We start from the raw sequence: 25,903 nt of genomic DNA on the forward strand, positions 1-25,903 counted from the left end.
AAACTCCGTGATAATCGTTCAGCTAAAAGGTATATACGATTCTTTGAGTGAATCAGAAAGGCGTGTTGCTAAGTATATTATTGAGAGGCCGGACGATGTTATACATTACACTATAACAGAGCTGGCAAAGTTTTCTCATTCCAGTGAAGCTACTGTATACCGATTGGTTAAAAAGTTAGGGTTTAGTGGATACCAGAGCTTTAAGATATCTCTTGCTAGAGAGTTGAGCATACCCCAGGAAGTAATAGAAGAAGGTAGCGAAGGTAGTTACCAAAACTTTGTAGAAAGAATCGTTCAGGAAAACATATCACTGGCAAAAGAAACCATGGCTGTTCTGGATCTTGATGCGTTGAAAAAAGCTGTGGAACTGATAATTAACGCCAGGAGGTTGGTCTTTTTTGGTGTTGGTAGATCTGCCGTGGTAGCTCAAAGTGGAAGTTTTAATTTTGCTTTGCTGGGTTTTTCCAGCACTCATTACATCGATCCGCATGCTCAGGTTATGGTTGCCTCTGGTTTAACGAATGAAGACGTTGTTGTTGGAATCTCACACACAGGAACGATAAGAGATACTGTGAAATCTGTGCAGGTAGCCCATGCAGCGGGGGCGAAAACAATCGTCATAACCTCCGGTATAAACTCCCCGATAACGGAGGTAGGAGATGTGGTTCTCTACACTGCGGCCGGGAAACCATCAACAAGCGAATTCACTGTCAGCAGGATCGGTGAATTTCTGATTCTTGATATCCTTTACAAAACAGTTGTAGCACGCATGAGCGAACGTCTCAGTAAGCATTTCGACAAACTGGAAGAAATATTGAAACCAAAAAGGTTCTAATCTCTCATTTTCTGGGACCGAAAAGGATTGTTCCAAGCCTTATCATATTTGCGCCTTCTTTAATGGCTATTTTATATGAATCTGACATACCCATAGATAACCATTTCATCTCGACTCCCGGTAGTTTTTCTCTGGAAAGGTTCTCAAACAGCTCACGGGTCAAACTGAAGTAAGGGCGAAGTTCTTCTGGAGCGTCAACAACAGGCCCCATCGTCATCAAGCCTTCGATTCTAATGTTTTCAAGTTTAGAGATCTCTTCGACTAACCGAAAAACATCTTCGGGAAGAACTCCTGCTTTTTGTTCTTCTCTGCCACTGTTGACCTCTATCAGAACCGGCATGACTTTGCCGAATTGTGCAGCACGCTTGTTGATTTCATTTGCTATCTTTACTGAATCAACAGTCTGTATCATGTCGAAAATCTGTACAGCTTTTTTCACTTTATTTTTTTGGAGATGACCTATCATGTGCCATTGTGCTTTTTTCCCCACCGCTTCAAAAGCTTTCTGTGCTTCCTGCACATAGTTTTCACCGATTATTTCTATTCCAGCCTCTATTGCTTCTAATATTTCCTCTGGTGTTCGGGTTTTAGCTGCAGCAACGACGGTAACATAATCCGGTATCTCAGAAAGAATCTTCTTAATGTTCTCCTTTATTCCCATTAAAACACCTCCATAAAAATTATAGCGCAATCAGTAGGGACGTTTTACAAAATAACCGAATTTTCTATTAATTGGTGGTTCGCTATCCTGATGATATAATTTTGAAAACCCAATTCAGATAATAGACCTTTCCATTCCAAAACCATTCAACAGAAGTGAAATACTGTCTATAGCTGGTAGAGGGGGGAGAGAATGCTTGAGGGAAAATCTGTCAGGCTAAGGGCTTACAGAAAAGAAGATGTTGAATTAGCATGGAAGTACATCAACGATCCTGAAGTGAAAAGTTATTTGGTTCCAGGAATACCCTTTCCCATGACTCTGGAAGAAGAGTACAAATGGTATGAAAACTTGAGTTCTTCGAAGGATACCTATAACTTCGCCATAGAAAGGATAGAGGATGGTCAGTATATAGGTGGCTGCGGAATCAACGAAGTCAACTGGAAGAACAGCTACGCTTACGTCGGGATCTTTCTGGGTAAACCTTACTGGTCTAAGGGTTACGGTACAGAAGCCATGAAATTGCTGCTCAGATTCATTTTTGAAGAGATGAACCTTAATAAAGTGCTCTTAAATGTCTATTCCTTCAACGAGCGCGCTATAAGAAGCTATGAAAAATGCGGGTTCGTAGTAGAAGGCCGTTTGAGAGAGCAGATTTTTAGAAAAGGAAAATACTACGACGAAATAATTATGGGGATTTTAAGGCGAGAATTTCTAAGAACTATCTCTGATTAACAAATAGGAGGTGTCGCCCAATTGAAAGTATTTCTGGTAGTTTCCCTTCTATTACTTTCAATAAGCATATTTGCTTTGAACAAACCTATAGCTCTACTTTTAAACGACGGAGACTATCTAAATACTACCTCTCTCATAGAAAAAGCACTTAAAGATCTCAAAGTTGATTACAAGCTTTACAGAACTTTTCTCGGAGAATTCCCGGAAAAAGGAAGTTATTCGGGCATAATTTTGAGCGGTGGAAGTGATATGAGCGCTTTTTTTAATAATGATGGAAGCGCGAAAGAAACGGTAAAACTAATAACGGAAAGCAATGTCCCTGTTCTGGGGATATGTATGGGACACCAGCTAATTGGTAAGATCTACGGAGCATCTCTAATCTATCTCGAAGAACGCGGCTGGATTGAGGTAAAAGAACTGAAAGATAACGTTCTTTTCACAGGCTTACCGGAAGTCTTCAATGTCTGGGAAAATCACATGTATACTCTCAATAAAGTTCCCGAAGATTTCGAACTCCTCGCTATCGGTGAATCCGGTTCCATTCAAGTGATAAAACACCGTGAAAAGCCAATTTACGGCGTTCAATTTCACCCGGAAAAGGGCGACAACAAGAAATTTAATCATGGTTTCATGGTGCTTTTGAATTTCATCACTCTGGTGGAATACTATGACTCTAAGTCTTATTAAAGTTGTAATTTCGTGGAGGTGATAAGGTGATACTGCTCAGTCATTTCGATGCTTTCGGTGAAGATAGAGAAAACTCCACAGAAATACTGTTAAGTACCTTTAAAACCCGGAACAATGTACAAGTCGTCAAACTCCCTACTGTTTTCAGAAAAAGTGGTGAGATACTTATAAAAGAAATCGAAAAGACTAAACCTTCTGCAGTGGTCATGCTGGGACAAGCCGGTGGTAGAACGGCTGTAACCCCGGAAAAAGTGGCTATAAACATTATGGATGCAAGGATAAAAGATAATGAAGGAAACAAACCCTGTGATGAGCCTGTGGTTGAAGGTGGACCAACCGCTTACTTTTCCACTCTTCCTGTAAGAGAAATAACTGAAAAACTCAGGAAAAACGGAATTCCCGCTGCTATTTCCTACACAGCGGGGACTTTTGTATGCAACAGCCTTTTCTACCAGATTATGCATTACCTATCTGAAAATGATTTAAGTATAAGAGCTGGATTTATTCATTTTCCGTATCTTCATCGGCAGGTAGCTGAAAGACCGCAAATACCTTCCATGGGGCTTATCGAAATGCAGCGGGCCATGGAGATAATCCTGGAGGTCGTGGAGGCCAAGCTATGAAGATAGCAATAGCGGAAATTGCACCTTTCTGGGAATCCAAGGATGAAAACAAAAAAATGGTGAGTGAGCTCTTCAACCAAGCCCGTGCTGGAGAAGTTGAACTCCTGCTATTTCCAGAGATGACCCTCACAGGTTTTACTATGAACACATCCATGTACGATGATGGAAAAGACCTGGAATTCTTCAAAGAAAATGCAGAAAAATATGGAATTGCCGTTGTTTTTGGTCGTATTGTAAAGCACAAAGATTCATTCTATAATGCAGCTACCTTTTATGATCCTTTCACGAAAACCACAATGGATTATTTCAAAAGAAAACTCTTTAAATACGGAAAAGAAGATCAATATTATACACCTGGAGACAGAGCGAGCAGATTCAGGTACAAAGGGATAGAATTTTCACCCTTTGTTTGCTTTGATCTGAGATTTCCGGAATTATTTCGTGATGCGAAGGGTGCAGATGTTTTCATCGTCATTGCCAGCTGGCCTGAGAAGAGAAAAGACCACTGGCACACCCTCTTAAAGGCAAGGGCAATAGAAAACCAGACTTTCATATTCGGTGTAAATCGTTCAGGTGAGGATCCTATCACCACCTACGATCATCTCTCAATCGCTTTTGATTACTACGGTAACACGCTCAAAGCGATATCTCATGAACCGTTGAAAATCTACAATATTACAACAGAGATGCTCCAGGATATGTATCGCTGGAGAGAAAGTTTTCTGTTATGAGAATCGAGATCCGGGATTCGGTGAGAACTGTTTCACAATAGCTATATGTGACTTTGTCACGGCCGTGGTAACTTCGTTATTAGTAAAAAAGGAATCCGGCAAGCGCCAGATTCCTTTTTTAATTCGTTGTAAGTCTTCCAAACAACGGGACGGCAAGGGAAAGTGTCACGATTGCGAATATAACTAGCATAACCACATCATTTGATACGTTAGATAAATTGCCTCCGAGTATCATTACTTTTCTGAGTGCATCAGCAGTGTAAGTGAGCGGGAAGAACTTCGACAAAGTTTGCATGAACGACGGCATCTGTTCCACAGGAAAAAACACGCCTGAAAGGAACATCATGGGGAATGAGATGGTTGTAAGCACCATTTGACTCGTTTCCTGATCCGGTGCTCCAGCTGTTACGATTATGCCGACCCCGATAAAACTAAATATACCAAGAATCAGTATAAGTAATGTTAAAAGCAAAGAACCGTGGAGAGTAACACCAAACAGCAATACCGCCAAAGCCAGTATGATTATAGCCTGTAAAATCCCTCTCACAGTTTGTGCAAGGGTTTTGCCAAGAACGATAGAAGACCTCGGGATAGGAGTTGCCAGAATTCCATCGAGAGTTCCTCTTTCTTTTTCCATAGTAATTGCAGCCGCTAAACCGTTAACAACACTCATAATTGCAACCATAGCCATTATTCCGGGTGCCATGAATTCATAGTAATTGAATTCGCCGCCTCCTGGATTTTCTATTTCAACATCAAATTTTCCTCCCACACTCCCAAGGGAAGCACCAATAGACGAGGTTACTCCCTGAGCAGCAGCCATGGCTATTTGAGGGTTAGAGGGGCTGGGAATCAGTTTTATAGAGGCCTCTTGTTTTCTCAGTACCGCGGTTAGAAATCCCTCAGGAATTACCAAGGCAACGTCAACTTTTTCCTCAAGGAGGACCTCTCGGAGTTCCTCTTCACTTTCAACGAAGACGAAATTTTCGCTTCCTTTGCTTTCTATCATCTTTTTAAAACCTTTATCTAGAGAATAAACAGCAATCTTTATGTTGTCCCCGGATTGCACTTTTGGAAAGATGTATCCGGTTATGAGCATCATGAAGACAGGCATAACAAGAAAGGCAAATATTGCTGTCTTGCTGCGGAAAAAGTATTTTAGATCTTTTATAGCTATTTGTACCGCGTACTTCATGAATGCATCATCCTTCTCCCTATGAATTTCATTTTCTTAACTGCCTGGTCGCGCATCTCGTGGCCTGTGAGTTTGATAAAAACATCCTCAAGGGATGGTTCAACACTCTTTATCGATATGATTTTGAGCGAATGCTTCGCAAAAAAGTTTGTTATAAATCCTACAGCGTTATCGCATTTCATGAATACCCTGATCTCTTCTGTCGATCTGCTTATTACCTTTTTCACACAATCTATACTCGACAGTTTCTCTACTATCTCGTTATTTATACCGGGTACTTCAAGATCGAAAATTTCGTCATCTGAATCTTTCAGAAGCCTTTTAAGATTTTTGGGGGTATCGAGAGCCACTATTTTCCCGTGATCGATTATCGCTATTCTATCGGAAAGCATATCCGCTTCCGTCATCATATGCGTGGTAAGGATAATAGTACGGCCTTCGTCATTCATTTTTCTTATGAATTCCCTGATGGCTCTCGTGGTCTGAGGGTCGAGCCCTAAAGTCGGTTCGTCGAGGAAAATGATTTTGGGATCGTGTAAGAGAGCTCTTATAACATTGATTCTCTGCCTCATGCCGGTGGAAAACTTACCAACCATCGTGTCTTTCCATTTGAGCATATCCACCACCTCGAGAAGTTCGAGACAGCGCTTTCTAGCTTTTTTATCATCGAGTCCGTTTAACTTTGCGAAGAACATGAGATTTTCCATGGCAGTGAGTCTGTCATAGAGTATCGTTTTTTCTGAAACCAGTCCGATCTTCTCTCTCACTTTTGATGGTTCCCGCAAAATATCATAACCTGCAACAATTGCTGTTCCTGAAGTTGGACGGGTTAGAGTGGTTAGTATTCTTATGGTTGTGGATTTTCCAGCACCGTTCGGACCGAGAAAACCAAGTATCTCTCCTTCGTTGACTTCGAAAGACACCTGATCTACGGCAAGAACTTCCTTGAAACGTTTGGATAGATCTTTAGCTTCAATTACCTTCATTTTCTTTTTCCACCTCAGCTTTTAAGTTTGTTAGAATTTCGATTAAAGTGTTTAGTTCCGATATTAATTCATCGATGTGAGAGCCTTTTTTCCAGTTTGTCTTGTGGAGTTTTAACATTACCTTTCCTATATGTCGCTTAACAATTCCAGGAATGCTTGAAAAATTTTCGGGGAAGATGTCCTTACTTTTCACACCAACCAGGCGCGCCAGGGACTCAGCGAATTTTCTGTGGCTATTGACTAACTCTGCACGTTGGCTTTCGAGTTCCTCATGGATCTTTTTCCCTTTTTCGGTTGGATAATATAGCTTCCTTTTTCCTGAAGTTTCTGAATAGATGAGCCCATCAGAAACAAGCTTGTTCAAGACAGGATAAATTGAACCAGGAGACGGTTTAAATCCCATTTTTTCCTCAATGAGTTCCATTATTCTGTAACCATGTACAGGATACTTTTTCACCACGATACCCAGCACAGCAAATCTGAGAAATCCCTTGTTCAAGTATATCGCCTCCGATATATCGGTTTCGATATATTATATCAGAGCTTATTGAGTAATTCAAGATTATAAAGACGGAAATTTTTTGCAGCAACTCGAATCATTGAATAACTCACACGGGATATAAGCATGATAGGGGGGGATTCTAGTGAAAGTGGGCCTCCCTTTATCGGGTTGCAGCTTAGGCGATGGTACATTTCTGACATCCAAAAAATGTACGAAATTATGGTGGGTATTGACAAAATGGTGAAGGCGTTGCAGGAACTAAGATAATTGATGCCGGGCACACCGACATTCTCTTCTTTGAAGAGGGAATTCGTAAGAAACAACGAATTCAAGAATCTCGAAGACTTGTGTGAAAAACTGAAGGTATATCTGTCTTTTTACAACAACCTGAGGCCTCATGCGTCATTGAAATACCAAACAACAAGATATTATACTGAATTCTCTAGCCACAACGAGCCTGTGTATGTAAATCCTTGATGTTGCTCTGATTTTGTCCAATATTTGGGGGTCAGACCGCATCGAGAGTCCGAGAGTTCTTTTTCACCTCAAGTCACGCGGTATAATATAATGTTTTCTATCCTCAAGTATTGGAGGGATCCGTATGATAAAAATAATTACCGACAGCTCCTGCGACCTGCCTGATGAACTTATTAAGAAATATGAAATTCGTACGGTACCGCTTTCAGTTGAGATCGAAGGAGTACGTTATACCGAGCGTATTGACATTACCCCGGAACAGTTCTGGGAAAAGATGAAACGAGCTCGCTCTCTCCCAAAAACCTCTCAACCATCTCCCGCTCTCTTCGCTGAAGTTTTTAAGAAAGTTACTAAAGAAGGTCATGTACCTCTTTGTATAACAATTTCCTCAAAGTTGAGTGGTACATACCAATCAGCAATGCTTGGAAATGAATTGGTTGGTAAAAAGGCCGTTGTCTTTGATTCCCTTGCCGGTTCACTTGCTCATGGTATCCAGGTGCTTATGGCTGCTCGACTCGCCACCGCTGGTAAGAAGATGAAAGAGATCTTCGAAGCTCTTGAAAAATACAGAGAATCGGTAAAGATAATAATCCCTCTGGATACACTGGAAAACATAATAAAAGGCGGGAGGCTTAACAGAGTTCAGGGCACTGTCGCAAAACTGCTCAATATAAAGGTAATCCTTCACGGGGTAAAGGGTGAGGTTAAAATGCTCAAGAAAGTGCGCGGAAAAAAACGCTTCAGAGAAGCGATACTGAAAATTATAAACGGTTTGAACCCTGAACCCGGAAGGATATTCGGCATAACCCATGTGAACAACATAGAAGATGCGAATTATTTCAAAGAAATTCTCGAAAAACAATTCAACTCTGAAGTAATCGTCAATGGCATGGGGCCGACCTTTGCAACCTACGCCGGCCCGGGAGGCCTTATACTAGCCCTTTAGCTATTCTCTGTCAGGAAATTCATAGTTCTCCTCTAAACTTCTGCCTCATACTATTGAATGTTTATTTAAAAAGCAACGGAAGCAAATAATACTATTTATGGCGTAATACTATCTTTATCCTCTTCAACATATTCAAGGATATCTCCTGGCTGACATTTCAATTCCCTGCAAAGAGCCTCAAGGGTAGAAAATCTGATTGCCTTTGCCTTTGAATTTTTTAGAATCGAAAGATTTGAAACAGTAATTCCCACTCGCCTAGAAAGCTCGTTGAGGGAAATTTTGCGTTTCGCCATCATCACATCAAGATTCACAATAATGGGCATAGTTTCACCTTCATATCGTCAGGTCATTCTCTTCTTTATATTCTTTGGCAGTCTTAAAAATCGCCGTATAAATTAGAATAAGTAATCCAACAAAAACTGTTGCAGGATTTATTCTATAAGTGGCTATTAACTCAACTTCGCTCGAGAGATCTTCAAAATAACTTGCCAGCATGAACCCTCTGAAAAGGTCATAGAAGGAACTTGTAACAGCGAATAGTAGAACAAAAATTCCCGTCCATCCCATAGATCTTATATTCCTGTCTGTGAAGACTTTACCTTTTGCAAATTCCTTGAAGATATTTTTTAGGCAATAGAGAATTCCTATGAAAATTAATCCTGAAATCCATAAACTTATATAGACCAAGGGATATTCCAAAACCGCTGTAGCATTATTGACCCTAACAGCGAATCCAGGATAATTAAAAGAACTTTTAAAGCCGTTGGCCTTGAACCAATCAGGAAACATATACACAAGAAAGCTCAGGAACAGACCTATGAAGGCTACAATGATACTCAACTTGATAACCACATAGAGAAAAGAAGATATCGATTTTTTTCCAACATACCTCATAATATTCCCTCCTGAAAATTTGTTTTGTCAGAGATATCATAACACGTGATTTTATGTAAATCAAGATATATTTATTGAATTTCGATAAATTTTTCGTTTTTTTCAAAAAATTAGAGTAAAAACAGAGTACCGGGATCTGAAATCCGCAAGAGCCACTTTGCGGCAGAAATGCAGGGCTATGCCCTGGAGACTCAGTTATATCGATTTCGATAGATTATATTAGAGCTTGTTAGCTTATTGGACAATTCAAGTCTCTAAATTTGGAGAAAGACGAAAAATTTTTATGTGGCAGCTCGAACCATTGAATAATTCACATGGGAAACGCTAAAATATATCTGCAAGAATCCTTAGGATGTAAGCAGAATAGGGGGGACAATTCTAGTGAAAGCGGGCATTCTTTTATCCGGTTGCGGCTTAGGCGATGGTACTCAGATCGAAGAAGTTATGCTTACATATCTATCTCTAGATAAGTACGGAATAGACTATATAACCTTTGCCCCTAACGAAATGCAACATGATGTAATCGATCATTATACGGAAAAACCTCAAAATGAAAAAAGAAATATATTGATTGAGTCTGCACGAATCGGTAGAGGAAAAATCTGCGATATAAGGGAAGTCAGTTGCAAAGATATAGATGCCATTATAATTCCTGGAGGTTTAGGGGTATTCAAGAACCTATCCACATTCATAGTAGATAAAAAGTCCTTCACGGTTAATAAAAACGTTGACGATTTATTGAAAGCCATGTATTTATCAAAAAAGTCTATTGCTGGAATATGTGGAGCCGTTATTTTGATAGCTAAGAGTTTGTCGCAGCATGTTTCTGACTTAAAGGTTGCTACGGCTAACGATGCGTATGGGGAATTACTCTCAGAACTCAACGTTAATGCTGTTAATTGCTCCGCAAAAGAATGCGTGATAGATAGAAAAAAACAAAGTAGTAACTACCCCCGCATTTCTGGCATCCAAAAAAATGGACGAAATTATGGTGGGTATTGACAAAATGGTGAAGGCGCTACAGGAACTGGGCTAATTGATGCCGGACACACCTGGGCGAGAGCTTCGCTCTCAGAAGCTGATTTGTTCTTGAGATCCTGAATCAAGTTTAGGATGACAGAGCAGACTTACAGAGTCTGAGGTTTTGAATCGCCTCAGGTGCTAATCACCGGCGAAGCCGGTCGTGTCAACTGCAAAGCAGTTCGTAACAACTCCGAAGGAGTTCGAGACAATCCCAAAGGAATTCGTGTTCGCTGCGAAGCAGTGCGTAGCGGCTATCTCGGTTCTCGGATTCTCGGGCTCTCATGTTTTTGTTATTCAACAAATTCCGTATATTTTTTACTCGTACCTTTTGCTTTATCCACGGGGTACTTTCGCGCGTTCTTTTTCATCTTTTCCCGCACTGCATCCTGAAGGTTTATACCCAAATCATGAGCAAGTATGACCAAATAAGCGTATATATCTGCTATTTCATCTTTTATCTTATCCAGCTTTTTTTCCACAATTTCTTCTATCTCTTCATCTTTAGCCCATTGAAAAAGCTCAAGCAGTTCGGCTGATTCAATCACTATAGACGCAGCAAGTGTGCGGGCATTGTGAAATTGCTTCCAATCCCTTTCATCCCTGAATTTTATGATTTCCTTTTCGATAGAATCCATTTTTTGCTCCTTTCAGATATTCTTGGTTGCTTCATATTTATTCTATTAAGAATTAAATGATGTTGATATATCCTGACTCTGACAATTTTTTGAGAATCTCATCGATTGAACCAGCTATGATTCTTGCTGTGGCACCCCAGACTACGAGGCCGGGAAATCTGTATCTTATGGTTTCTTCCCCGGATGGAAGCAGTATAACTTCTTCCTTCGTTTGTTGAAATAGAGAAAGTTTAACGAAAATAATCACTTCCACTTCATTGCGATTCAATACGAATTCCCTTTTATTTAGAAGTGCAAGAAATGGATGAACTTCGATCCTTGACATAAGTGTTTCCGTCATTTTCAAGCTGTGAACAAACAATACGTTATCACGGCTCACCCCGATCTCCTCTTCCATTTCTCTTAGAGCCGTTTCCAGTAATTCTTCTCCGTTCTCACGGATACCTCCAGGAAAACTGATCTGTCCAGGGTGGCTTTTCAGCTTTCTGGAACGCCTCGTTAGAATTAAATACGGTTCGTCTTCGAGGCTAACAACCGGAACGATAACAGCTGCTTTCTTCAATACAACTCCTCCAACGGTTTATCTTATTGAAAAATATAGCACGAAAAGAGCTGATATAATAGCCGTCGAATATTTTATGAAAGGGGATCTTATGAAAGAAATATCCTTTTCGGAACTGAAAAATGAAATGAATAAGGGACTTGTGTTAATTGAAGTATTTACACCTACATGTGGTGTTTGCGCAGCTGTTCAGAGAAAGCTCCAGAAAATCGAGGAAAACTACCCTGAGTGGAAATTCTATTCCATAAATATGCTGGATAACCCCGAAGTTTCCGGAGAGTTCACTGTTTTCACGGTTCCCACAATTATTGCCTTTCACAATGGAAAAGAACTTAATCGCTGGGCTAGAAACTTTGGGATACACCAGATAACGGATTACCTTGATAGGTTAACGAAGATGCTGGGATAACTAAACAATCTGAATAATCTTCCGCTACATTCTTTCACATCCAGGCACCCCATCTTTTTTGGCTATCTTCTCTAATACTGGAGAAGACTTTTCCTAATGTTCACTCTTCAAATGGATCTTAGACTTTCTATAAGAACTATTCATAAAACTTTTTTATATAGCATTATATTGTATAATCCCGTGTATCCAGGAGAGGAGGGATGGTATGAAACAATTTGTGGCTTTTTTAGTCATCTTTGGTTTGGCTACAGCGGCTTTTGCGGGGATCGCTTCTGTTGCTGATGCTGAAAGACTTGCAAAAAAGCATGCCAAAGAAGATGTAAGGGTGGTAGGTACAGTTTTTCTTGGTATGTGTTTTCCTATACTTACTCCCGTGGTGACGCTCACTAAAACATTTAGTGTTCCAGCCGAAAGGCTAGCGGTAGCTCAATCTTTTTCTGATCCCAACATCACGTCACACTACATTAGCACTTATAAAAAAATACGGAAGACAACAGCGTTATTCTGGGGATTCGTTGGAACTATTATCGATGTGATATTGGTATTCCTATCATACTAGATTCAGTCTAGCCCGGATAAGAATCTTAGCAGACGGGATATTTTGGTTTCCCGTCTTTTTTTATTATACGTTTCGTGAGGGATTCCTATCGGTGAAGCTAGATTCATACACACACCAGAGTGCTCCCCAAATCTCTGAAGATAAAATCTGAAAATAAATGAGGTGTTTATCATCCATTATTGTGCAATAGAATTTTTTCTCTTATTTTAATACTTAGCTTTTAACAGAACAACGGGTATAATGAAGTAAGAATGCTAACTTACGCGATAGAGGTGATGGTATGAAAAAGGAGTTAATACTTTTGCTGCTTTTGATGGCATCGATTGTTGTGTTAGGACAAATTGAATTTGTGGAACCCATGCTCTTGCCTAATGGAGTTGGTAAAGTTTCTTTGGGGATTGACCCGTATTTAAGATATGGAATACTGGATATCATGGAAGTTGGTCTTGATCCTCTTCCATACATTAAACTGGGGACCAACATCGGAGATTTCTGGGCATCCATTGGTTACGGGTATTTTCCTGCCTTTGCTTCGTATGATCAGACAAGTACAGTATTTGTCGGGATAGGTTACTATCCCAGAAGGTTCTCCGCCAGTGTCTGTGCTATGTATTCCGAGAAGGAAGACTATGACTATACTTCACCAGATCCTACGATGACTATTGTCACGGGATTGTCCGTTGTAAGTGAAATAAAATTGAATAACCTGGAGAAAAAGGGCAATATAAAATTCATCGCCGGTTACAACTACAATATGAACACATCTGAAAATAATTATTTCGTCGCCCTGAATGCAGGAAGTTTCTTCGATTGGAACTGGTGGATATTCAGGGAATTATATATCTACGGCGGCATAGGCACAGATCTCCCCTTTGAAGATCTAAGCAGTATCGGTATTATGGCAGATATTGAAAGTGTGTTCCAGTTTTTCAAATAAAGTAAAATCTGAAAATCGAGAATTTGAGACTATATAAAATCGGGTTTAGGGTCTGGGCTCCAGGATATAGAAGGCTCAAAAAATAGCGACAGACATAAAAATAAAGTCTGTCGCTATTTTTTCTACTCTATGGTATTTATAGCCTCGACTATTTTCAACCTGGAAAGTCTCTTTATAGGAGCTATGGTAGCAAGAATCCCTATCAGAATGCTAGCAGCAATAGCTCCAAAAATCACCAGTAACGGGAAAGACCAGGTCAAGTAACTTAATTCTTTCTTTGCCAGGTGATAGAGGATATATGCAAGACCCGTTCCAAGCAACGTTCCCCAAGCAGCACTTATTATTCCAAAGATAGCCCCTTCCAGAACAACCATCTTTTTCAATTGGTTATTGCTGGCGCCCACCGCCCGCATTAGCCCAAATTCCCGCCTTCGCAGAATGATATTGCTGTTGAGAGTGTTAATAACGCTGAAAAGTGCTATAAAGGCAATCACAGCTGTTATTCCGTAGATCATTATAGCGAGTTCGTTTTTTGATTTTTTCAGTTTTTCGATCTCCTTTTCATAGGAGTTCAGGGTTGTTCCAGAATATTGGAACGCTATTCTCTCCAGTTGATTTCTTATCAATTCCAGATCGGCTTTCGAATCACAAAAGATATCCACGTAATTATAGACATCGATACCTTTATTTCCTGAAGTTTCTCCCATGATGGGAACTCTGAAATATTCCGAAACCTTTTTATCCAAAGTAACCAGCTGCAAACCGGGTGATCTCACATCCATAGTTGTCAAGAATCTTTCTACCACTGCTGCCACAGTGAAATCATAATCAAGGGTTATCAGCTTCATTTCTTCGTTGAGATATCTTATTCTCAGTTGAAGTTTATCTCCGGGTTTCAGATTGAATCTTTCGCTATCTCTTCTGGTGATTATTACCAGGTCCTCTCTCTCAAAATCTCTATCACTTATAGAACCGCTTATAAGTTCAGTATTCAATTCTTCGAGACCCTGGGCATTGTATCCCAGTAAATCTGATTGAACCGGATATTTACCGGTTTCTGGATCTCTTTGCCTCTCAAAAACTCCATCCATGAATTTAGAGATTATCGAACTGTCGTTAACATCCTCTTTTTTAAACATTGCCTGAACTATTGAATGCCTGGCAGCTACTACTTTGTTTACTCCATCAATAGAAGCTATATATTCAACCTGGGACGTACCCGGACCATTTCTGGCACCCCAGCCGCTGCTAAGGCTGAAGTCAGATCTCATGTACATCCCTACCAGTCTATCCAGATCCATACTCGCAAAGAAAATGGTGGAAACGATAAAAAGTGTTACCGACATTATCATAGATATAATCGTGATAAGCGTTCTGCTTCTGTTCCTCAATAGATTCCTACAAGCTAATTTTCCGGTGGTACCAAACAGCGTTCCAAAGACACGAGTAAGTAAACTGTTTTCGGAAATTTTATCTGGCTTCCAATAAAAACGTATAGCCTCTATTGGCGATATCTTGCCAGCCTTTACGGCCGGACCTAAAACAGAAATCCACACCATAATTATCCCTAACAATGCACTCATAGCTATTATCCATGGTTCGATGACAACTGTTTTAATCTCTATGTTCAAACCAAGAGTGCCTGTAAAGATTACCAGAGAGGCCAAAACGAATCCAAGAAACAAACCTAAGGGAATAGCTTTCAAACTCAGTATTGCAGCTTCGTGATACACTATCTTTCTGATCTGGGAAACGGTGGCCCCTGCAGCCCTAAGCAATCCGAAATCCCTTATTCTCTCAAGTACAGAAATATTTATTATGTTGTAGATCGATACCGATGCTGCTATGGCTATCATGAATCCCAAAACGATAACAATAAAATTCGTTTTAGCTTTATCTCTAAGGCTTTCGATAAGTACTCTATTCAGCTTCAGCCTATCTTCAAAGCCAAGAGACTCAGCAAGAGTTTTACACTCTCTTTCAAGATTGGATTCTGACTTCAGCCTAAAATATGCGTTTGGTGTAATACCGATAATTTCAGGCGGAAGTCCAATGTATCCATATGCAAAGTTTGTACGAGTTGTAAAACCGTCCTTCGCAATCCCTACTAACAGATATTTTCCTGTTAATTCCTGCGGGGTGACTACTTTGGTTTTTATCTTTATTTCTATGGTTTCACCGGGGATGAGCTGAACGCCCAACAATTTTAGTGCTGTTTCTTCAAGCACAATTTCTTCGCTGTTCTCCGGCCAGCGTCCCGCAACAAGTTCCTTTCCAAGCATGTTTAAAGCTTCAGTATTGCAGTGTTGAATCATTATCTGAGTATCTCTTTTTAATCCTTCAACAAAACCTATCTCATATACAACCCCCACACTGTCGACCTTTGCATGGTGCTTTAATACCCTCATTTCATCCTCGGAAATATTTTTGACAACTGCGTGATAACTTCCGGTCATATCTTCTATATTTCTTTTAGAAGCTGCCTGAATATTGATCCCTAATATTGAAACAGCCGTTATAAGGGCAACAGCAAGCGTAATCCCTATTATGGTATAGCGAGTTCGCCGTTTCTGGCTTTTAAGATATTTTCTGCTTAAATCCTTATAGCTCCTCATTGTCCCACCTCAAAAGAACGATTTTTGTTTTGACTTAATGTCCTGACAGATAGCCCCATCTTCAATTCGAATAATTCTATCGGCAGTTTCAGCTATTCCGAGATCATGGGTAACCATCACCATAGTTTGGTGATACTTCTTGAGTGTTAATCTGAGAAGGTCCATCACCTCTTCACTGTTTTTGCTATCAAGATTCCCGGTGGGCTCATCAGCGAAGATTATCGAAGGCTTGGCAGCGAGTGCACGGGCTATACTAACCCTTTGTTGCTGTCCTCCCGAAAGCTCAGAAGGCATGTGGTCCATCCTATCCGCAATCCCCAGAAGCATGAAAAGTTCATCTATATAACTCTTGTCAATTTTCCTCCTGTCTAAAATTAAGGGAAGTTCTACATTTTCACGAGCGTTTAACACCGGAATTAAATTATAAAATTGAAAAACAAATCCGATCTTTCTCCGACGGAAAACAGAAAGTTCTCTTTCTGACATTTCTGTGATATCCTTGCCATCGATAATAACACTTCCTTTTGTTGGATTATCGAAACCAGCAAGAAGGTGCAGCAGAGTGCTCTTTCCTGAACCGCTCGGCCCTACAACTGCTACAAACTCCCCCTCTTCTATCACAAGGTTTGTGGGTTTCAGAGCAATTACTTCATTATTCCCTTTACCATAGCGCTTTTCAAGATTGATCGTTTTTAGAATATGCACAACGATTCCTCCTCTTCGACATTCGTACATATATTTTGAGGAGCGTACCTTCAGTTTGGCTTAAGTAAAAGATTAAGATTTCTTAAGGTGATCTCGGGGAAATTCCAGAATGAACTCTGAGCCGGTGCCTGGAATAGATTTAATACGTATTTCTCCGTCGTGGCGCTCAATGATTGCCTTTGAGAGTGTTAATCCTATTCCCGTTCCATTTCGATTTATAATTAAAGCTTTTCTTCCGCGATAGAATTTATCGAAAATGAAGGGCAAATCTTCAGGCTCTATACCGATTCCATTGTCCTTGAAGATAAGTTTCATGTATGCATCATTTTCAACTAATTTGATTTCTATTCTCCCGTTTTCTGGCGTGTAATCGATGGCGTTTTTTAAGATGTTTTCAAGAGCCTGGCCAAACCAGTTGGGGTCACATTGAAACCTGAAAGACTCGGGTAAGCTAAAAATTATCTGGTGATTCTTTTTCCTCCACCTGGGCTCCAGTACCTGTACTGTTTGTTTTATGAGTTCAGGAAGTTCGATATCCTTCATGTTAAGCTTTACTTTCCCTATTTCCAACCGGGATATATCCAGAAGGGTTTGTATGAGCCACTCCATTTTGTTTTGTTCTGCAAGACTTCTCTCTAAAAACTCACGTTTCTTTTCCGGATCGATGTTATCCGAAAGCGAAAGTTCTATCATGAGCTTCATAGAAGCCAGTGGCGTCTTTAGTTGATGCGTCATCTGAGAAATGAAGATTCTTAGCTTTTCTTTTTCTGCATTTAAAGCTTCTACTGTCAATTTCAGCCTTCTTACCATTTGATCAAGCTGCGTACCAAGAATAGCAAGATCTCCTTCCTCCAGAGAATCAAAGGAATAGTCGTAATCTTCATTCATCACAGCATCGGCACCAAGTGAGTACTCACGAAGTGTCTTATAAATTTTCGAAAGCTGCCCGGAAAATATGATTAAAATAAAAAATGCACTACATACCAAAACACATAGAGAAAACAGAACAGATCGGAGGAAAGAGATATTGAATGCGGCATTACCTAGAAAATTCCCTTTGGCATAACCATATTTTATCGCTATGGATAAACCCTTTTGATAGTACCTTTCTGACCCTTTTTCAAAGAATAAATCTTCTTTTCCTTTTATTTCTGGTATTTCTTCTGTAAGTCTTCCCAGTAACTCAAGCCTTTCTTTCTCTACCCCAGCATAAAGTCTCTTATAACTAAAAAAGCAGAAGAAGCTAACAATAAAAGCAAAAAAAACTACACAACCCACAATTAACCAGAGTGTTCTTCTGAAATCCCTGTTATCTAAAAGCTGTACCATTATTCTCGCCACCTATATCCGAGTCCTCTTACGGTGAGTATGTGCTCTGGCTTTGAGGGATCGTCTTCTATTTTTTCTCTGAGTTTTCTGATATGAACGGAAAGAGTGTTATCATCCACAAAATCACTTTCTGTATTCCAGACATATCCCAAAAGCTGATCTCTGGTTAGAATTCGTCCAGCGTTATCCATAAGGGCAAACAAAAGCCTAAATTCTACCGGAGTCAAGTGCTGTTCAGCATCTTCAACCATGAGTTTCTGATTCACTATGTCGAGACGTATCTGACCTGAAATCAGGTATCGGTTAACAGTCTTTTTACCTTCAATCCTTCTGAGATTTGCTCTGATTCTGGCAACGAGTTCTTTTAGCTTAAATGGTTTAGTTATATAGTCATCAGCTCCCAGCTCGAGGCCCATGACTATATTTACCTCTTCATCCCTGGCGGTGAGGAAAATAATGGGCAAATCCGAATAGGTCCTTATTTCCTTGCACAATTGAAAACCGTTCCCATTCGGCAACATAACATCCAGGAGTATGAGATCGAAGTCTTTTTCGTCAATACGCTTTCTTGCTGATTCGAGTTCTGTTGCAACCTCCACAAGAAAAGCTTCCTGTTCTAGAGCATATTTGATTCCCATTGCAAGTGTCTCATCATCTTCTACAAGCAATATTTTTTTCAAAGCCATTCCTCCCAACTAAAAAGATGACAGACACTATTTTCTGTGTCTGCCTTCTTTTATTGCTTTTAACTGGAATCCAATTTTAACCAAAAACCTCTTCTAGACGACTGTCGAAGAGGGGATAATCTGTTTTTTTGTTCTCGTTGAGATAAGTTGCAGCGTTATTGTACACTCTAACGTAGATTGCAGGATTTTCGACTACTCCCAGCACTTCTCCGTCTCCACCGGCACGATAAATGGCCTCGATTGTCTTAATACCTACCATATTTATCGCTCCAAAGGTTTTACTCATATGTTTCGAAGCCCACCCAAAAAATTCCTCGGTGGTTAGTTCATCATTAAGTAATTTGAGCATCACATCATTTACTTCCTGAAAATAGGATTTCCATCTTTTTAGATCGCTTTGATAATCAGGGTTATCTTCGAACCCTATAAGCCCTTTTTCGGGATCTCCTCCCACGCAATAGTAAGCTATCCCTTCACCTGCCAGACCAGCGATCAGTTCCGCAAGCATGTTCTTGTTTGCAGGAAGTTGTCCTGAAAGTAGTGTGTTTTCTACAATACCGTTGAAAGCGATATGATGGAGCTCATGGGCAATCGTGCTCGCTACCTTGTCCAGCGATTTTGAAATATGTTCGAGATCGAGGGTTATGTCATTTCCCACGAAATACCCACCGCTGTAACCAGTGAAGATGATAAAAATCCTTGGCTCGAAATCTATCCCCTGAGGCAAAAAACGTTGCAGTTTTTTCTGAGCAAAATTCGTTATTTCTTCCTGCTTCTCCTTTAGTTGTTTGAGAAAGGATTCAAGTTCGTCCAATCTGTCAAATTTGTCTTTCAGGTTCTTATGAAACTCGATGAGAAAGTCATTCTCACTCGAGAGGTTTTCCCTGTCGAGGTTGAGGAACACATGCTTGAGATCTTCAGGCATAATATTAGCGTTTGAGCCATCTGGTCTGTTGTAATGCTTTATCATTTGTTTTATAGCATCGTGTGATAGTAATTTGTCAATTGTTTGAGGGTTAACAGCAATGCCTTTTTTTACATCATGGAACAGCTCAATCATGTAATCAATTGGCTCAAAATCGAAACTAACTTTCATTTTTGTGACCCCCTTCCCCTTTTTTACAAAAATCCAGTAAGATTATATCAATGAAGTAAAGGGATACAAAAACAGCGGTTATTTCAATGAGAGTACCTAATAAACAACCGGTTTGTTATATTCAATTTCGGTAACCTCAAACTTAAACCATGTGAAATCCCCGGTTTCAAGTTTCCATGTAACTTCTCCCATAGTAGGGATCTTTATGCCATCGAATTCTTCATAATTCCCCATAGTAACCGACCATGTTTCCAATGAGTATTGTCCATCATGTTCCCTGTATCTTTCAGCAACAAAGTTAATAACTTCGCCCTTATCGTTAAAGGTAAATACTCCAGAAGCTGTTATCCCTCCGTAACTCATGGTGGTTTTTGCTGAGTTCGTATCGATTTCTTCCCAGGTAATGTAGCTGCTTAAAGCCGCTGTTGGAAACCATACCATTTCAGCAAGATACCGCAACAACGTGCCCTGATCCATTTCTTTCCCTTTAGAATCCGCGACCGGGATTAATGAAAGAACCTTGATAAGCATATTTCCTTTGCCTTTATAATACTTATCCCTTCCAACAATATAAAATAACGGAGCAGCTTTAATTCTGGCTTTCCAGATAAATCCGGGTTCATCTATCGTAAAATATTGCTCTGCTTCCACCGGCATCCATGATTGTTCTTCCTTCAACCTCATTATCGCTTTTTGTTTTAAGCGAACTGCTCTGATTTTTTCTTTTTCAACTACCTGTGAATATTTCAGCCATTTCTGGACCGGTATTGGTAACTTCTCTAAATCTGATTTTTGAATGATCCCATCGCTATCTTCTGAATTATCAGCAAATAACTCTTTCACTTCTCTTGCCACTTTCTGGTTGAACAGCAAGTTTGCTATAAATATTACTGTGATAATCAGGAGGATTATAGTTGCCAAAATACTAAGTATGACAAGTACTACCTTGCCCACGTCATCAGCTCCTTTTTTCACTACCCGTTCATGTACTTTAAAAAACGAGAACCGGGAATCTGAAAGGGTTAGCATAGCTGTCCGAAATGCAGGGCTGCGTCCAGGAGGCTTGCAGACGCTGTGCGCTGCTTCGCAGCGGCTGCGCTGGGCTCCGCCCAAGCTATGCGTGACTTTGTCACGGCCATGCGTCTCTTCGAGACGGAGTAGAACACGTTTTAATCCGCTGCAGGCGCGTACCAACAGCGAAGTAGTTTATAACAACCACGAAGTGGTTCGAAATAACTCCGCAGGAGTTCGTGTCAATCCCGAAGGATTCGTATCCGTTGCGAAGCAGCCTTCTCGGATCTCGAGTTTGTTAATCCTCACGCAGTTGTCATTTCCTCAAGAAGTTTTTCCAATTTTATATTGATATCCGCTTCTGCCAATTTAGCAATCAATTCGTCTAAATCACCATCGAGTATGTCCTGAAGCCTGTAGGTTGTGTAATTAATCCTGTGATCTGTAACCCGATTTTGAGGGAAATTATACGTTCTGATTTTCTCGCTTCTTTCTCCGGTACCGATTTGCGAACGCCTTTGTTGGGAAAGTGTGCTTTCCTGCTGACTTCTGTACAAGCTATAAAGCCTTGCCCTCAATATCTCCATCGCTCTCGCTTTGTTCTGGTGCTGCGAACGTTCGCTTTGAACAGTTACAGTTATTCCCGTTGGAAGATGAACAATTCTTACCGCCGATTCTGTTCGGTTAACGTGTTGCCCTCCAGCTCCTGAAGAACGGAAAGTATCTATCCTGAGTTCTGAAGGATCTATCGCAACATCTACTTCTGAAGCCTTAGGCAATACCGCAACCGTTGCAGTAGAAGTATGAATTCTTCCACCAGACTCTGTTTGAGGAACTCTTTGAACCCTATGAACGCCGCTTTCGTACTTGAGCTTTCTAAAAACATCTTTGCCCTTTATCTGAAAAGTGACTTCCTTAAAGCCTCCCAAATCAGTTTCATTGCTTTCAAGGGTTTCAACTTTCCAGCTGTTTCGTTCGGCATAGCGCGTGTACATTCTGAACAAATCACCTGCGAACAACGCTGCCTCTTCACCACCTGTACCGGCTCGTATTTCTACGATAATATCTTTGCCACCAAGTTCATCAGGAATCAGGAGAAATTTCAAGTTGAGTTCAATCTGTTCAATTTCTTTTTGAAGTTCAGCGATATTTTTCTCCGCTTCTTCTCTTTCTTCAGGTGATAAGAGTTCTTTGATCTCCTCCCATTCCTGTAACTCCTGTTTTTTAGAAGCGAGAAGATCATAACTTCTGGAAATCTCTTTGAGTTCCGCATGGCGTTTGCTTAGTTCCATAAGTTTCGAAGGATTTCCTACAATAGAAGAGTCTGACAATTTTGCTTCAACCTCTTCAAGCTGTTTCTTAAAGAGTTCGATCAGTTTTTCCAGATTCATCGCATTAGCCTCCTGGAAATAGCAATTGGGTCTCTGGCATAATTCTTGACCTGTTCTAAATCAATCATTCCTTTTTTGTAAGCATTGAGAAGCGCATCATCGAAGGTTATCATTCCTAGTTTCGCACCCGCTTGCATCATAGACTCGATCTGATGGAATTTCTTTTCTCTTATCAGGTTCCTTATAGCCTGGTTTACAACCATAATCTCGATTATCGGAATACGTCCCTTTTTATCTTTTCTTTTAAGTAACCTCTGGTATATTACAGCTATAAGCGTATTGGCTAACTGCATAGCTATCTGGTTCTGCTGGTGCGGGGGAAAAACTCCAACGATCCTTTCAGGCGTGGTAGCCGCGGAGTTTGTATGGATGGTTGAGAACACAAGATGTCCCGTTTCAGCTGCGGTCATCGCAAGTTCCATGGTTTCTGGATCTCGCATCTCACCAACGAGTATAACGTCTGGATCCTGTCGCAAAGCGTATTTCAACCCATTGGCGAATGAATTTGTATCCGCTCCAAGCTCTCGTTGATGGATTAGTGCGTGTTTAGGATCAAAGACATATTCGACGGGATCTTCAATTGTTATGATATGGACGCTTCTTGTTCTGTTTATAAATTCTAGCATTGCCGCAAGGGTTGTTGATTTACCACTACCCGTTGGCCCAGCTACGAGTATCAACCCTTTATCGGGTGTACAGAATTCCTTGAACAGTGCTGGGTATCCCCATTCATCTATTGTTTTAATTGTTCTTGGAATAAGCCTGAGGGCTATTGCGGGAAGTTTGTTGGCATAAAAGAGGTTGCCTCTGACTCTCGAGTGACCGAAGGAAAAAGAGAAATCGATCTCTTTTTTATCAATATCGGTCATCTCCATTCCCGTTAGTTCCTTTAATTCGGAAAGTATAACCAGCATTTTTTCACGATCAATTAAAAGAGTTTCATCGGTAATGAGGTCGCCATTTACTCTATATTTCAATTTTTCTTCAGTCGTTATATGAATATCGCTAGCATTGTACAATTCACCCTTTTCGAGTATTTCATTGATAAGCATAGAATCCCCCACCTCCTTCTGACTTATGGATTTTAACATATTGATTTAACAGTTAAGTATTAATGAAAAGCTAAAATCGGATGAGAAGCGTTTATAGGAGGTCCATACTGCGATGTATTACGAATTGTATCTCCGTTCCTTTGCTGATGGAAACGGTGACGGTATAGGCGACTTGAAAGGAGCTACAAAAAAGCTCGATTATTTAGCGGAATTAGGTGTTGATGGCATATGGCTTCTACCAATAACATCATCACCTGCTTATCATGGATATACCGTTACGGATTATTACAATATAAACCCTACATATGGTGACATAAAAGACCTGAAAACTTTTCTCGACGAAGCCCACAAAAGAAAAATAAAGATTCTTCTGGATATACCACTAAATCACACATCTCCAAATCACATCTGGTTTCAAAGAGCCCTTGCTGGTGAGAAACCCTATGTTGATTGGTATCTGTGGTTAAGAAATGAAAAGTGGTTGAATGCCAGACGCCCCTGGGACGGTCAACCGGTCTGGAGCAAGCTGGGAGGAAAATGGGTATACACGTTATTTGGCCCGGGCAGTCCTGACTTAAATTATGAAAGCCACTCACTCTGGGAAGAGATAAAGAGGGTTCTTGCTTTCTGGCTCGCAATAGGATTTGACGGTTTTCGATTCGATGCAGCCAAGCACATATTCGATTTTTCTATGGAAAAGGGATACTGTGAATATCAGCATGATCGTAATATATCTTTCTGGAAAGAAATGATCGATTATTGTAAAAAAATCAACCCGCATAGTATATTTATCGGTGAGGTTTGGGATTCTAAAGAGATTGTCGATATGTACTCTTCCGTTTTTGGTATGGGATTTAACTTCTCTTTGTCCTATGTGATAAAAGAATCTGTTTCGGAATTATCGCCCTGGAGGTTGGTGGAAGGCGTTAAAAATACTATGTCGAACTATTTCGATGAAAACAGGAACTACGACTTCGGAATCTTTCTTACCAATCACGATATGAGTAGGCTGGTTACCTATATGAATGGAAATAAGGAAAAAGCCCTGTTAGCACTTTCAACGCTTGTTTCCCTTCCTGGTGTACCGTTTCTTTATTACGGTGAAGAACTGGGAATGGAAGGTGAATACAGAGAGTTTTATAACGAGGAACAGTTGGAACCTTTCCAGTGGTTTGAAGCGGGGTACGGCCCTTTGCAGGCAGAATGGAAGGCTTGCGGTAAAAATCTGCCGTACAAGGGAATATCTCTTGAATATCAGCAAAACGTCGATAACTCATACTATCAAAGAGTCAAGAAATTATTTGAATTCCGAAAACAAAATTCATGGATAGAAAACGCAATGATACTGGAGATGCAAAATTCAGATGGATTAGTTAGTATAGAATTGGTAGGTAACGGAAAAAGTGCAATGTTTATTCATAACTACACGATGGGCGAAAAAATAGTAGACAAAAATAAAGATCCTATACTTCTTAATGGTTATCTAAAACATGGAGAAGAGTTTTTATTGGGACCTTTAAGCTCAGCGGTCATCATCCATAAATAAAAAATGGGCCAGCTGGCCCGTAAAAAAAGGAATAGGGGGGCAAGTTTCTATAATTTTGACTTGTGAAAGTTCAAAAGAGTTCATCTATTTCAAAAGTTTGTGGAGGAAACAATTATATGGAGTACAATAACAGGGATAAAATCGCGAATAAAGGATCTATCGTCGGAGTCGTAGGAAATCTCATTCTTTCTGTCGGAAAGATTGTTACCGGCTTATTTACGGGAAGTATGGCTATCCTCGCTGATGGTCTTGATTCTGCCATCGATGTGATGACATCCATGGTTACCCTCGCATCAACTAGAATCGCAAGCAAACCCCCAGATAGAGAACACCCTTACGGCCACGAAAGAGCTGAAGCGATAGCAGCGAAGATTATTGCTATGATTGTTCTCTTTGCTGGTGGTGAACTTGCCATTACTTCGATTAAAAAGTTGTTTTTAGAAGCACCTGTAATAAATAACCTTGGCCTCGTTTTAGGAGTCGCATTGATGTCGGCTCTGGGAAAATATTTTCTTTACAGATACAAACTCAATATTGGAAAGAAGATAAACAGCAGCGTTTTCATCGCTGATGCGGTAAATATGAGAAGTGATATACTTATATCCCTTTCTGTTTTTGGTGGAATATTTCTTATTATGTTGACAGGGTTAACTATCCTGGACACAATAGTGGGATTGATTGTTTCCGCCTTTGTTATAAAAAGCGCTGTGGAAATATTCTTACAGAGCAGTACAGAACTGATGGATGGGATTCCTGGCAACGACAATATTTACAAAAGAGTCTTCGAAGCGGTAAATACAGTTGAAGGCGCTTCAAATCCACACAAAGTTAGAATCAGGAAAATGGGGCATAAATATCTCGTAGATATGGATATTGAGGTTGATGGAAACCTTACCGTACAAAAAGCCCACGAAATCGCAAAAGAGATAGAAGAAGCTATAATGAACAATGAGAAGAGCGTTTATGATGTACATGTTCATATCGAACCTCTTGGGAACATCGAATCTGAAAATTTCGGTATATCCGTTGAAACAACCAGAAAAGACCGACATACTAAAGGATAAAGCCTTTTTATGGA

General features: G+C 40.2%; 28 protein-coding genes and 1 pseudogene. 13 read left to right on the plus strand and 16 right to left on the minus strand.

Going from position 1 to position 25,903, the window contains the following annotated elements; all coding sequences use genetic code 11:
* Positions 1-7 precede the first annotated feature (7 nt).
* A complete protein-coding gene (locus tag KOLE_RS04125) occupies positions 8-835 on the plus strand; it encodes a MurR/RpiR family transcriptional regulator (protein ID WP_015868188.1) in 828 nt (275 codons plus the stop codon).
* A 4-nt stretch (positions 836-839) separates the two neighbouring features.
* Here KOLE_RS04125 and KOLE_RS04130 read toward each other — a convergent pair whose 3' ends face one another.
* Positions 840-1,496 carry a YggS family pyridoxal phosphate-dependent enzyme gene (locus KOLE_RS04130; protein WP_015868189.1) on the minus strand — a complete coding sequence of 219 codons (657 nt, stop codon included), beginning with the start codon at positions 1,494-1,496 and terminating at the stop codon, positions 840-842.
* A gap of 192 nt (positions 1,497-1,688) precedes the next feature.
* Between KOLE_RS04130 and KOLE_RS04135 the strand changes: the two genes are divergently transcribed.
* From KOLE_RS04135 to KOLE_RS04150, 4 genes are read left to right on the plus strand one after another with little or no spacing between them, the layout of a single operon-like run.
* Entirely contained in the window at positions 1,689-2,228 is a 540-nt protein-coding gene (locus KOLE_RS04135) for a GNAT family N-acetyltransferase (protein ID WP_015868190.1), read from the plus strand.
* 21 nt (positions 2,229-2,249) lie between these two features.
* Positions 2,250-2,915: a glutamine amidotransferase-related protein gene (locus KOLE_RS04140; protein ID WP_015868191.1), complete on the plus strand. Its 666-nt coding sequence runs from the start codon at positions 2,250-2,252 to the stop codon at positions 2,913-2,915.
* Positions 2,916-2,941: 26 nt separating this feature from the next.
* A complete protein-coding gene (gene pcp, locus KOLE_RS04145; RefSeq protein WP_015868192.1) occupies positions 2,942-3,538 on the plus strand; it encodes a pyroglutamyl-peptidase I in 597 nt (198 codons plus the stop codon).
* Entirely contained in the window at positions 3,535-4,269 is a 735-nt protein-coding gene (locus tag KOLE_RS04150; RefSeq protein ID WP_015868193.1) for a nitrilase-related carbon-nitrogen hydrolase, read from the plus strand. The genes pcp and KOLE_RS04150 overlap by 4 nt, the downstream gene beginning before the upstream one ends.
* A gap of 118 nt (positions 4,270-4,387) precedes the next feature.
* Here the strand turns inward: KOLE_RS04150 and KOLE_RS11085 are convergent, their stop codons facing one another.
* Genes KOLE_RS11085 through KOLE_RS11090 form a run of 3 tightly spaced genes read right to left on the minus strand, consistent with a single transcriptional unit; the run spans position 4,388 to position 6,949 of the window.
* Positions 4,388-5,464, minus strand: coding sequence for an ABC transporter permease (locus KOLE_RS11085; RefSeq protein WP_015868194.1), 1,077 nt, complete (start codon positions 5,462-5,464; stop codon positions 4,388-4,390).
* A complete protein-coding gene (locus KOLE_RS04160; protein WP_015868195.1) occupies positions 5,461-6,450 on the minus strand; it encodes an ABC transporter ATP-binding protein in 990 nt (329 codons plus the stop codon). Before KOLE_RS04160 ends, KOLE_RS11085 begins: the two co-directional genes overlap by 4 nt.
* A complete protein-coding gene (locus tag KOLE_RS11090) occupies positions 6,437-6,949 on the minus strand; it encodes a PadR family transcriptional regulator (RefSeq protein ID WP_015868196.1) in 513 nt (170 codons plus the stop codon). The genes KOLE_RS04160 and KOLE_RS11090 overlap by 14 nt, the downstream gene beginning before the upstream one ends.
* A gap of 288 nt (positions 6,950-7,237) precedes the next feature.
* Here KOLE_RS11090 and KOLE_RS11335 point away from each other — a divergent pair.
* Positions 7,238-7,429: pseudogene (locus KOLE_RS11335) on the plus strand (IS3 family transposase); the annotation flags it as partial.
* A gap of 124 nt (positions 7,430-7,553) precedes the next feature.
* Positions 7,554-8,375 (plus strand): DegV family protein, encoded by an 822-nt coding sequence (locus KOLE_RS04170; protein WP_015868198.1) that lies wholly within the window; start codon positions 7,554-7,556, stop codon positions 8,373-8,375.
* 95 nt (positions 8,376-8,470) lie between these two features.
* Here KOLE_RS04170 and KOLE_RS04175 read toward each other — a convergent pair whose 3' ends face one another.
* Positions 8,471-8,698 (minus strand): helix-turn-helix domain-containing protein, encoded by a 228-nt coding sequence (locus tag KOLE_RS04175; protein ID WP_015868199.1) that lies wholly within the window; start codon positions 8,696-8,698, stop codon positions 8,471-8,473.
* A 10-nt stretch (positions 8,699-8,708) separates the two neighbouring features.
* On the minus strand, positions 8,709-9,269 hold the full coding sequence (locus KOLE_RS04180; RefSeq protein ID WP_015868200.1) for a DUF2975 domain-containing protein: 561 nt from the start codon (positions 9,267-9,269) through the stop codon (positions 8,709-8,711).
* A gap of 381 nt (positions 9,270-9,650) precedes the next feature.
* Between KOLE_RS04180 and elbB the strand changes: the two genes are divergently transcribed.
* Positions 9,651-10,271 (plus strand): isoprenoid biosynthesis glyoxalase ElbB, encoded by a 621-nt coding sequence (gene elbB, locus KOLE_RS04185; RefSeq protein WP_015868201.1) that lies wholly within the window; start codon positions 9,651-9,653, stop codon positions 10,269-10,271.
* A 311-nt stretch (positions 10,272-10,582) separates the two neighbouring features.
* Here elbB and KOLE_RS04190 read toward each other — a convergent pair whose 3' ends face one another.
* Both KOLE_RS04190 and KOLE_RS04195 read right to left on the minus strand, forming a co-directional pair.
* Positions 10,583-10,927, minus strand: a complete 345-nt coding sequence (locus KOLE_RS04190) for a nucleotide pyrophosphohydrolase (protein ID WP_015868202.1) — start codon at positions 10,925-10,927, stop codon at positions 10,583-10,585.
* 52 nt (positions 10,928-10,979) lie between these two features.
* Positions 10,980-11,489: an NUDIX hydrolase gene (locus KOLE_RS04195; RefSeq protein ID WP_015868203.1), complete on the minus strand. Its 510-nt coding sequence runs from the start codon at positions 11,487-11,489 to the stop codon at positions 10,980-10,982.
* Between the two features lie 91 nt (positions 11,490-11,580).
* Here KOLE_RS04195 and KOLE_RS04200 point away from each other — a divergent pair, with 91 nt between their 5' ends.
* The 3 genes from KOLE_RS04200 to KOLE_RS04210 all read left to right on the plus strand — a co-directional run bounded on the left by KOLE_RS04200 (position 11,581) and on the right by KOLE_RS04210 (position 13,394).
* Complete coding sequence (locus KOLE_RS04200) at positions 11,581-11,898, plus strand: thioredoxin family protein (RefSeq protein WP_015868204.1); 318 nt, start codon at positions 11,581-11,583, stop codon at positions 11,896-11,898.
* Between the two features lie 205 nt (positions 11,899-12,103).
* Entirely contained in the window at positions 12,104-12,457 is a 354-nt protein-coding gene (locus tag KOLE_RS04205) for a hypothetical protein (protein ID WP_015868205.1), read from the plus strand.
* A gap of 280 nt (positions 12,458-12,737) precedes the next feature.
* Positions 12,738-13,394 carry a hypothetical protein gene (locus KOLE_RS04210; RefSeq protein WP_015868206.1) on the plus strand — a complete coding sequence of 219 codons (657 nt, stop codon included), beginning with the start codon at positions 12,738-12,740 and terminating at the stop codon, positions 13,392-13,394.
* A 122-nt stretch (positions 13,395-13,516) separates the two neighbouring features.
* Here the strand turns inward: KOLE_RS04210 and KOLE_RS04215 are convergent, their stop codons facing one another.
* From KOLE_RS04215 to KOLE_RS04250, 8 genes are all read right to left on the minus strand, one after another.
* Positions 13,517-16,009, minus strand: a complete 2,493-nt coding sequence (locus KOLE_RS04215) for an ABC transporter permease (protein WP_015868207.1) — start codon at positions 16,007-16,009, stop codon at positions 13,517-13,519.
* Between the two features lie 9 nt (positions 16,010-16,018).
* On the minus strand, positions 16,019-16,714 hold the full coding sequence (locus tag KOLE_RS04220) for an ABC transporter ATP-binding protein (protein ID WP_015868208.1): 696 nt from the start codon (positions 16,712-16,714) through the stop codon (positions 16,019-16,021).
* Between the two features lie 72 nt (positions 16,715-16,786).
* Positions 16,787-18,043, minus strand: a complete 1,257-nt coding sequence (locus tag KOLE_RS04225) for a sensor histidine kinase (RefSeq protein ID WP_015868209.1) — start codon at positions 18,041-18,043, stop codon at positions 16,787-16,789.
* Positions 18,043-18,729, minus strand: a complete 687-nt coding sequence (locus KOLE_RS04230) for a response regulator transcription factor (protein ID WP_420170098.1) — start codon at positions 18,727-18,729, stop codon at positions 18,043-18,045. The genes KOLE_RS04225 and KOLE_RS04230 overlap by 1 nt, the downstream gene beginning before the upstream one ends.
* Before the next feature lie 76 nt (positions 18,730-18,805).
* The gene (locus KOLE_RS04235; RefSeq protein ID WP_015868211.1) at positions 18,806-19,825 is read right to left on the minus strand and encodes a DUF5700 domain-containing putative Zn-dependent protease; all 1,020 of its coding nucleotides are present in this window, start codon (positions 19,823-19,825) and stop codon (positions 18,806-18,808) included.
* Positions 19,826-19,921: 96 nt separating this feature from the next.
* Complete coding sequence (locus KOLE_RS04240) at positions 19,922-20,779, minus strand: DUF6544 family protein (protein WP_015868212.1); 858 nt, start codon at positions 20,777-20,779, stop codon at positions 19,922-19,924.
* Positions 20,780-21,141: 362 nt separating this feature from the next.
* Positions 21,142-22,227, minus strand: coding sequence for a peptide chain release factor 1 (gene prfA / locus KOLE_RS04245; protein WP_015868213.1), 1,086 nt, complete (start codon positions 22,225-22,227; stop codon positions 21,142-21,144).
* Positions 22,224-23,279, minus strand: a complete 1,056-nt coding sequence (locus KOLE_RS04250; protein ID WP_015868214.1) for a type IV pilus twitching motility protein PilT — start codon at positions 23,277-23,279, stop codon at positions 22,224-22,226. The genes prfA and KOLE_RS04250 overlap by 4 nt, the downstream gene beginning before the upstream one ends.
* 112 nt (positions 23,280-23,391) lie before the next feature.
* On the opposite strand from KOLE_RS04250, the gene KOLE_RS04255 reads away from it, so the two are divergent.
* The gene (locus KOLE_RS04255; protein ID WP_015868215.1) at positions 23,392-24,825 is read left to right on the plus strand and encodes an alpha-amylase family glycosyl hydrolase; all 1,434 of its coding nucleotides are present in this window, start codon (positions 23,392-23,394) and stop codon (positions 24,823-24,825) included.
* 116 nt (positions 24,826-24,941) lie between these two features.
* A complete protein-coding gene (locus KOLE_RS04260) occupies positions 24,942-25,889 on the plus strand; it encodes a cation diffusion facilitator family transporter (protein ID WP_015868216.1) in 948 nt (315 codons plus the stop codon).
* The last annotated feature ends 14 nt before the right edge of the window (positions 25,890-25,903 follow it).

Source organism: Kosmotoga olearia TBF 19.5.1 (assembly GCF_000023325.1).
GTDB lineage: Bacteria > Thermotogota > Thermotogae > Petrotogales > Kosmotogaceae > Kosmotoga > Kosmotoga olearia.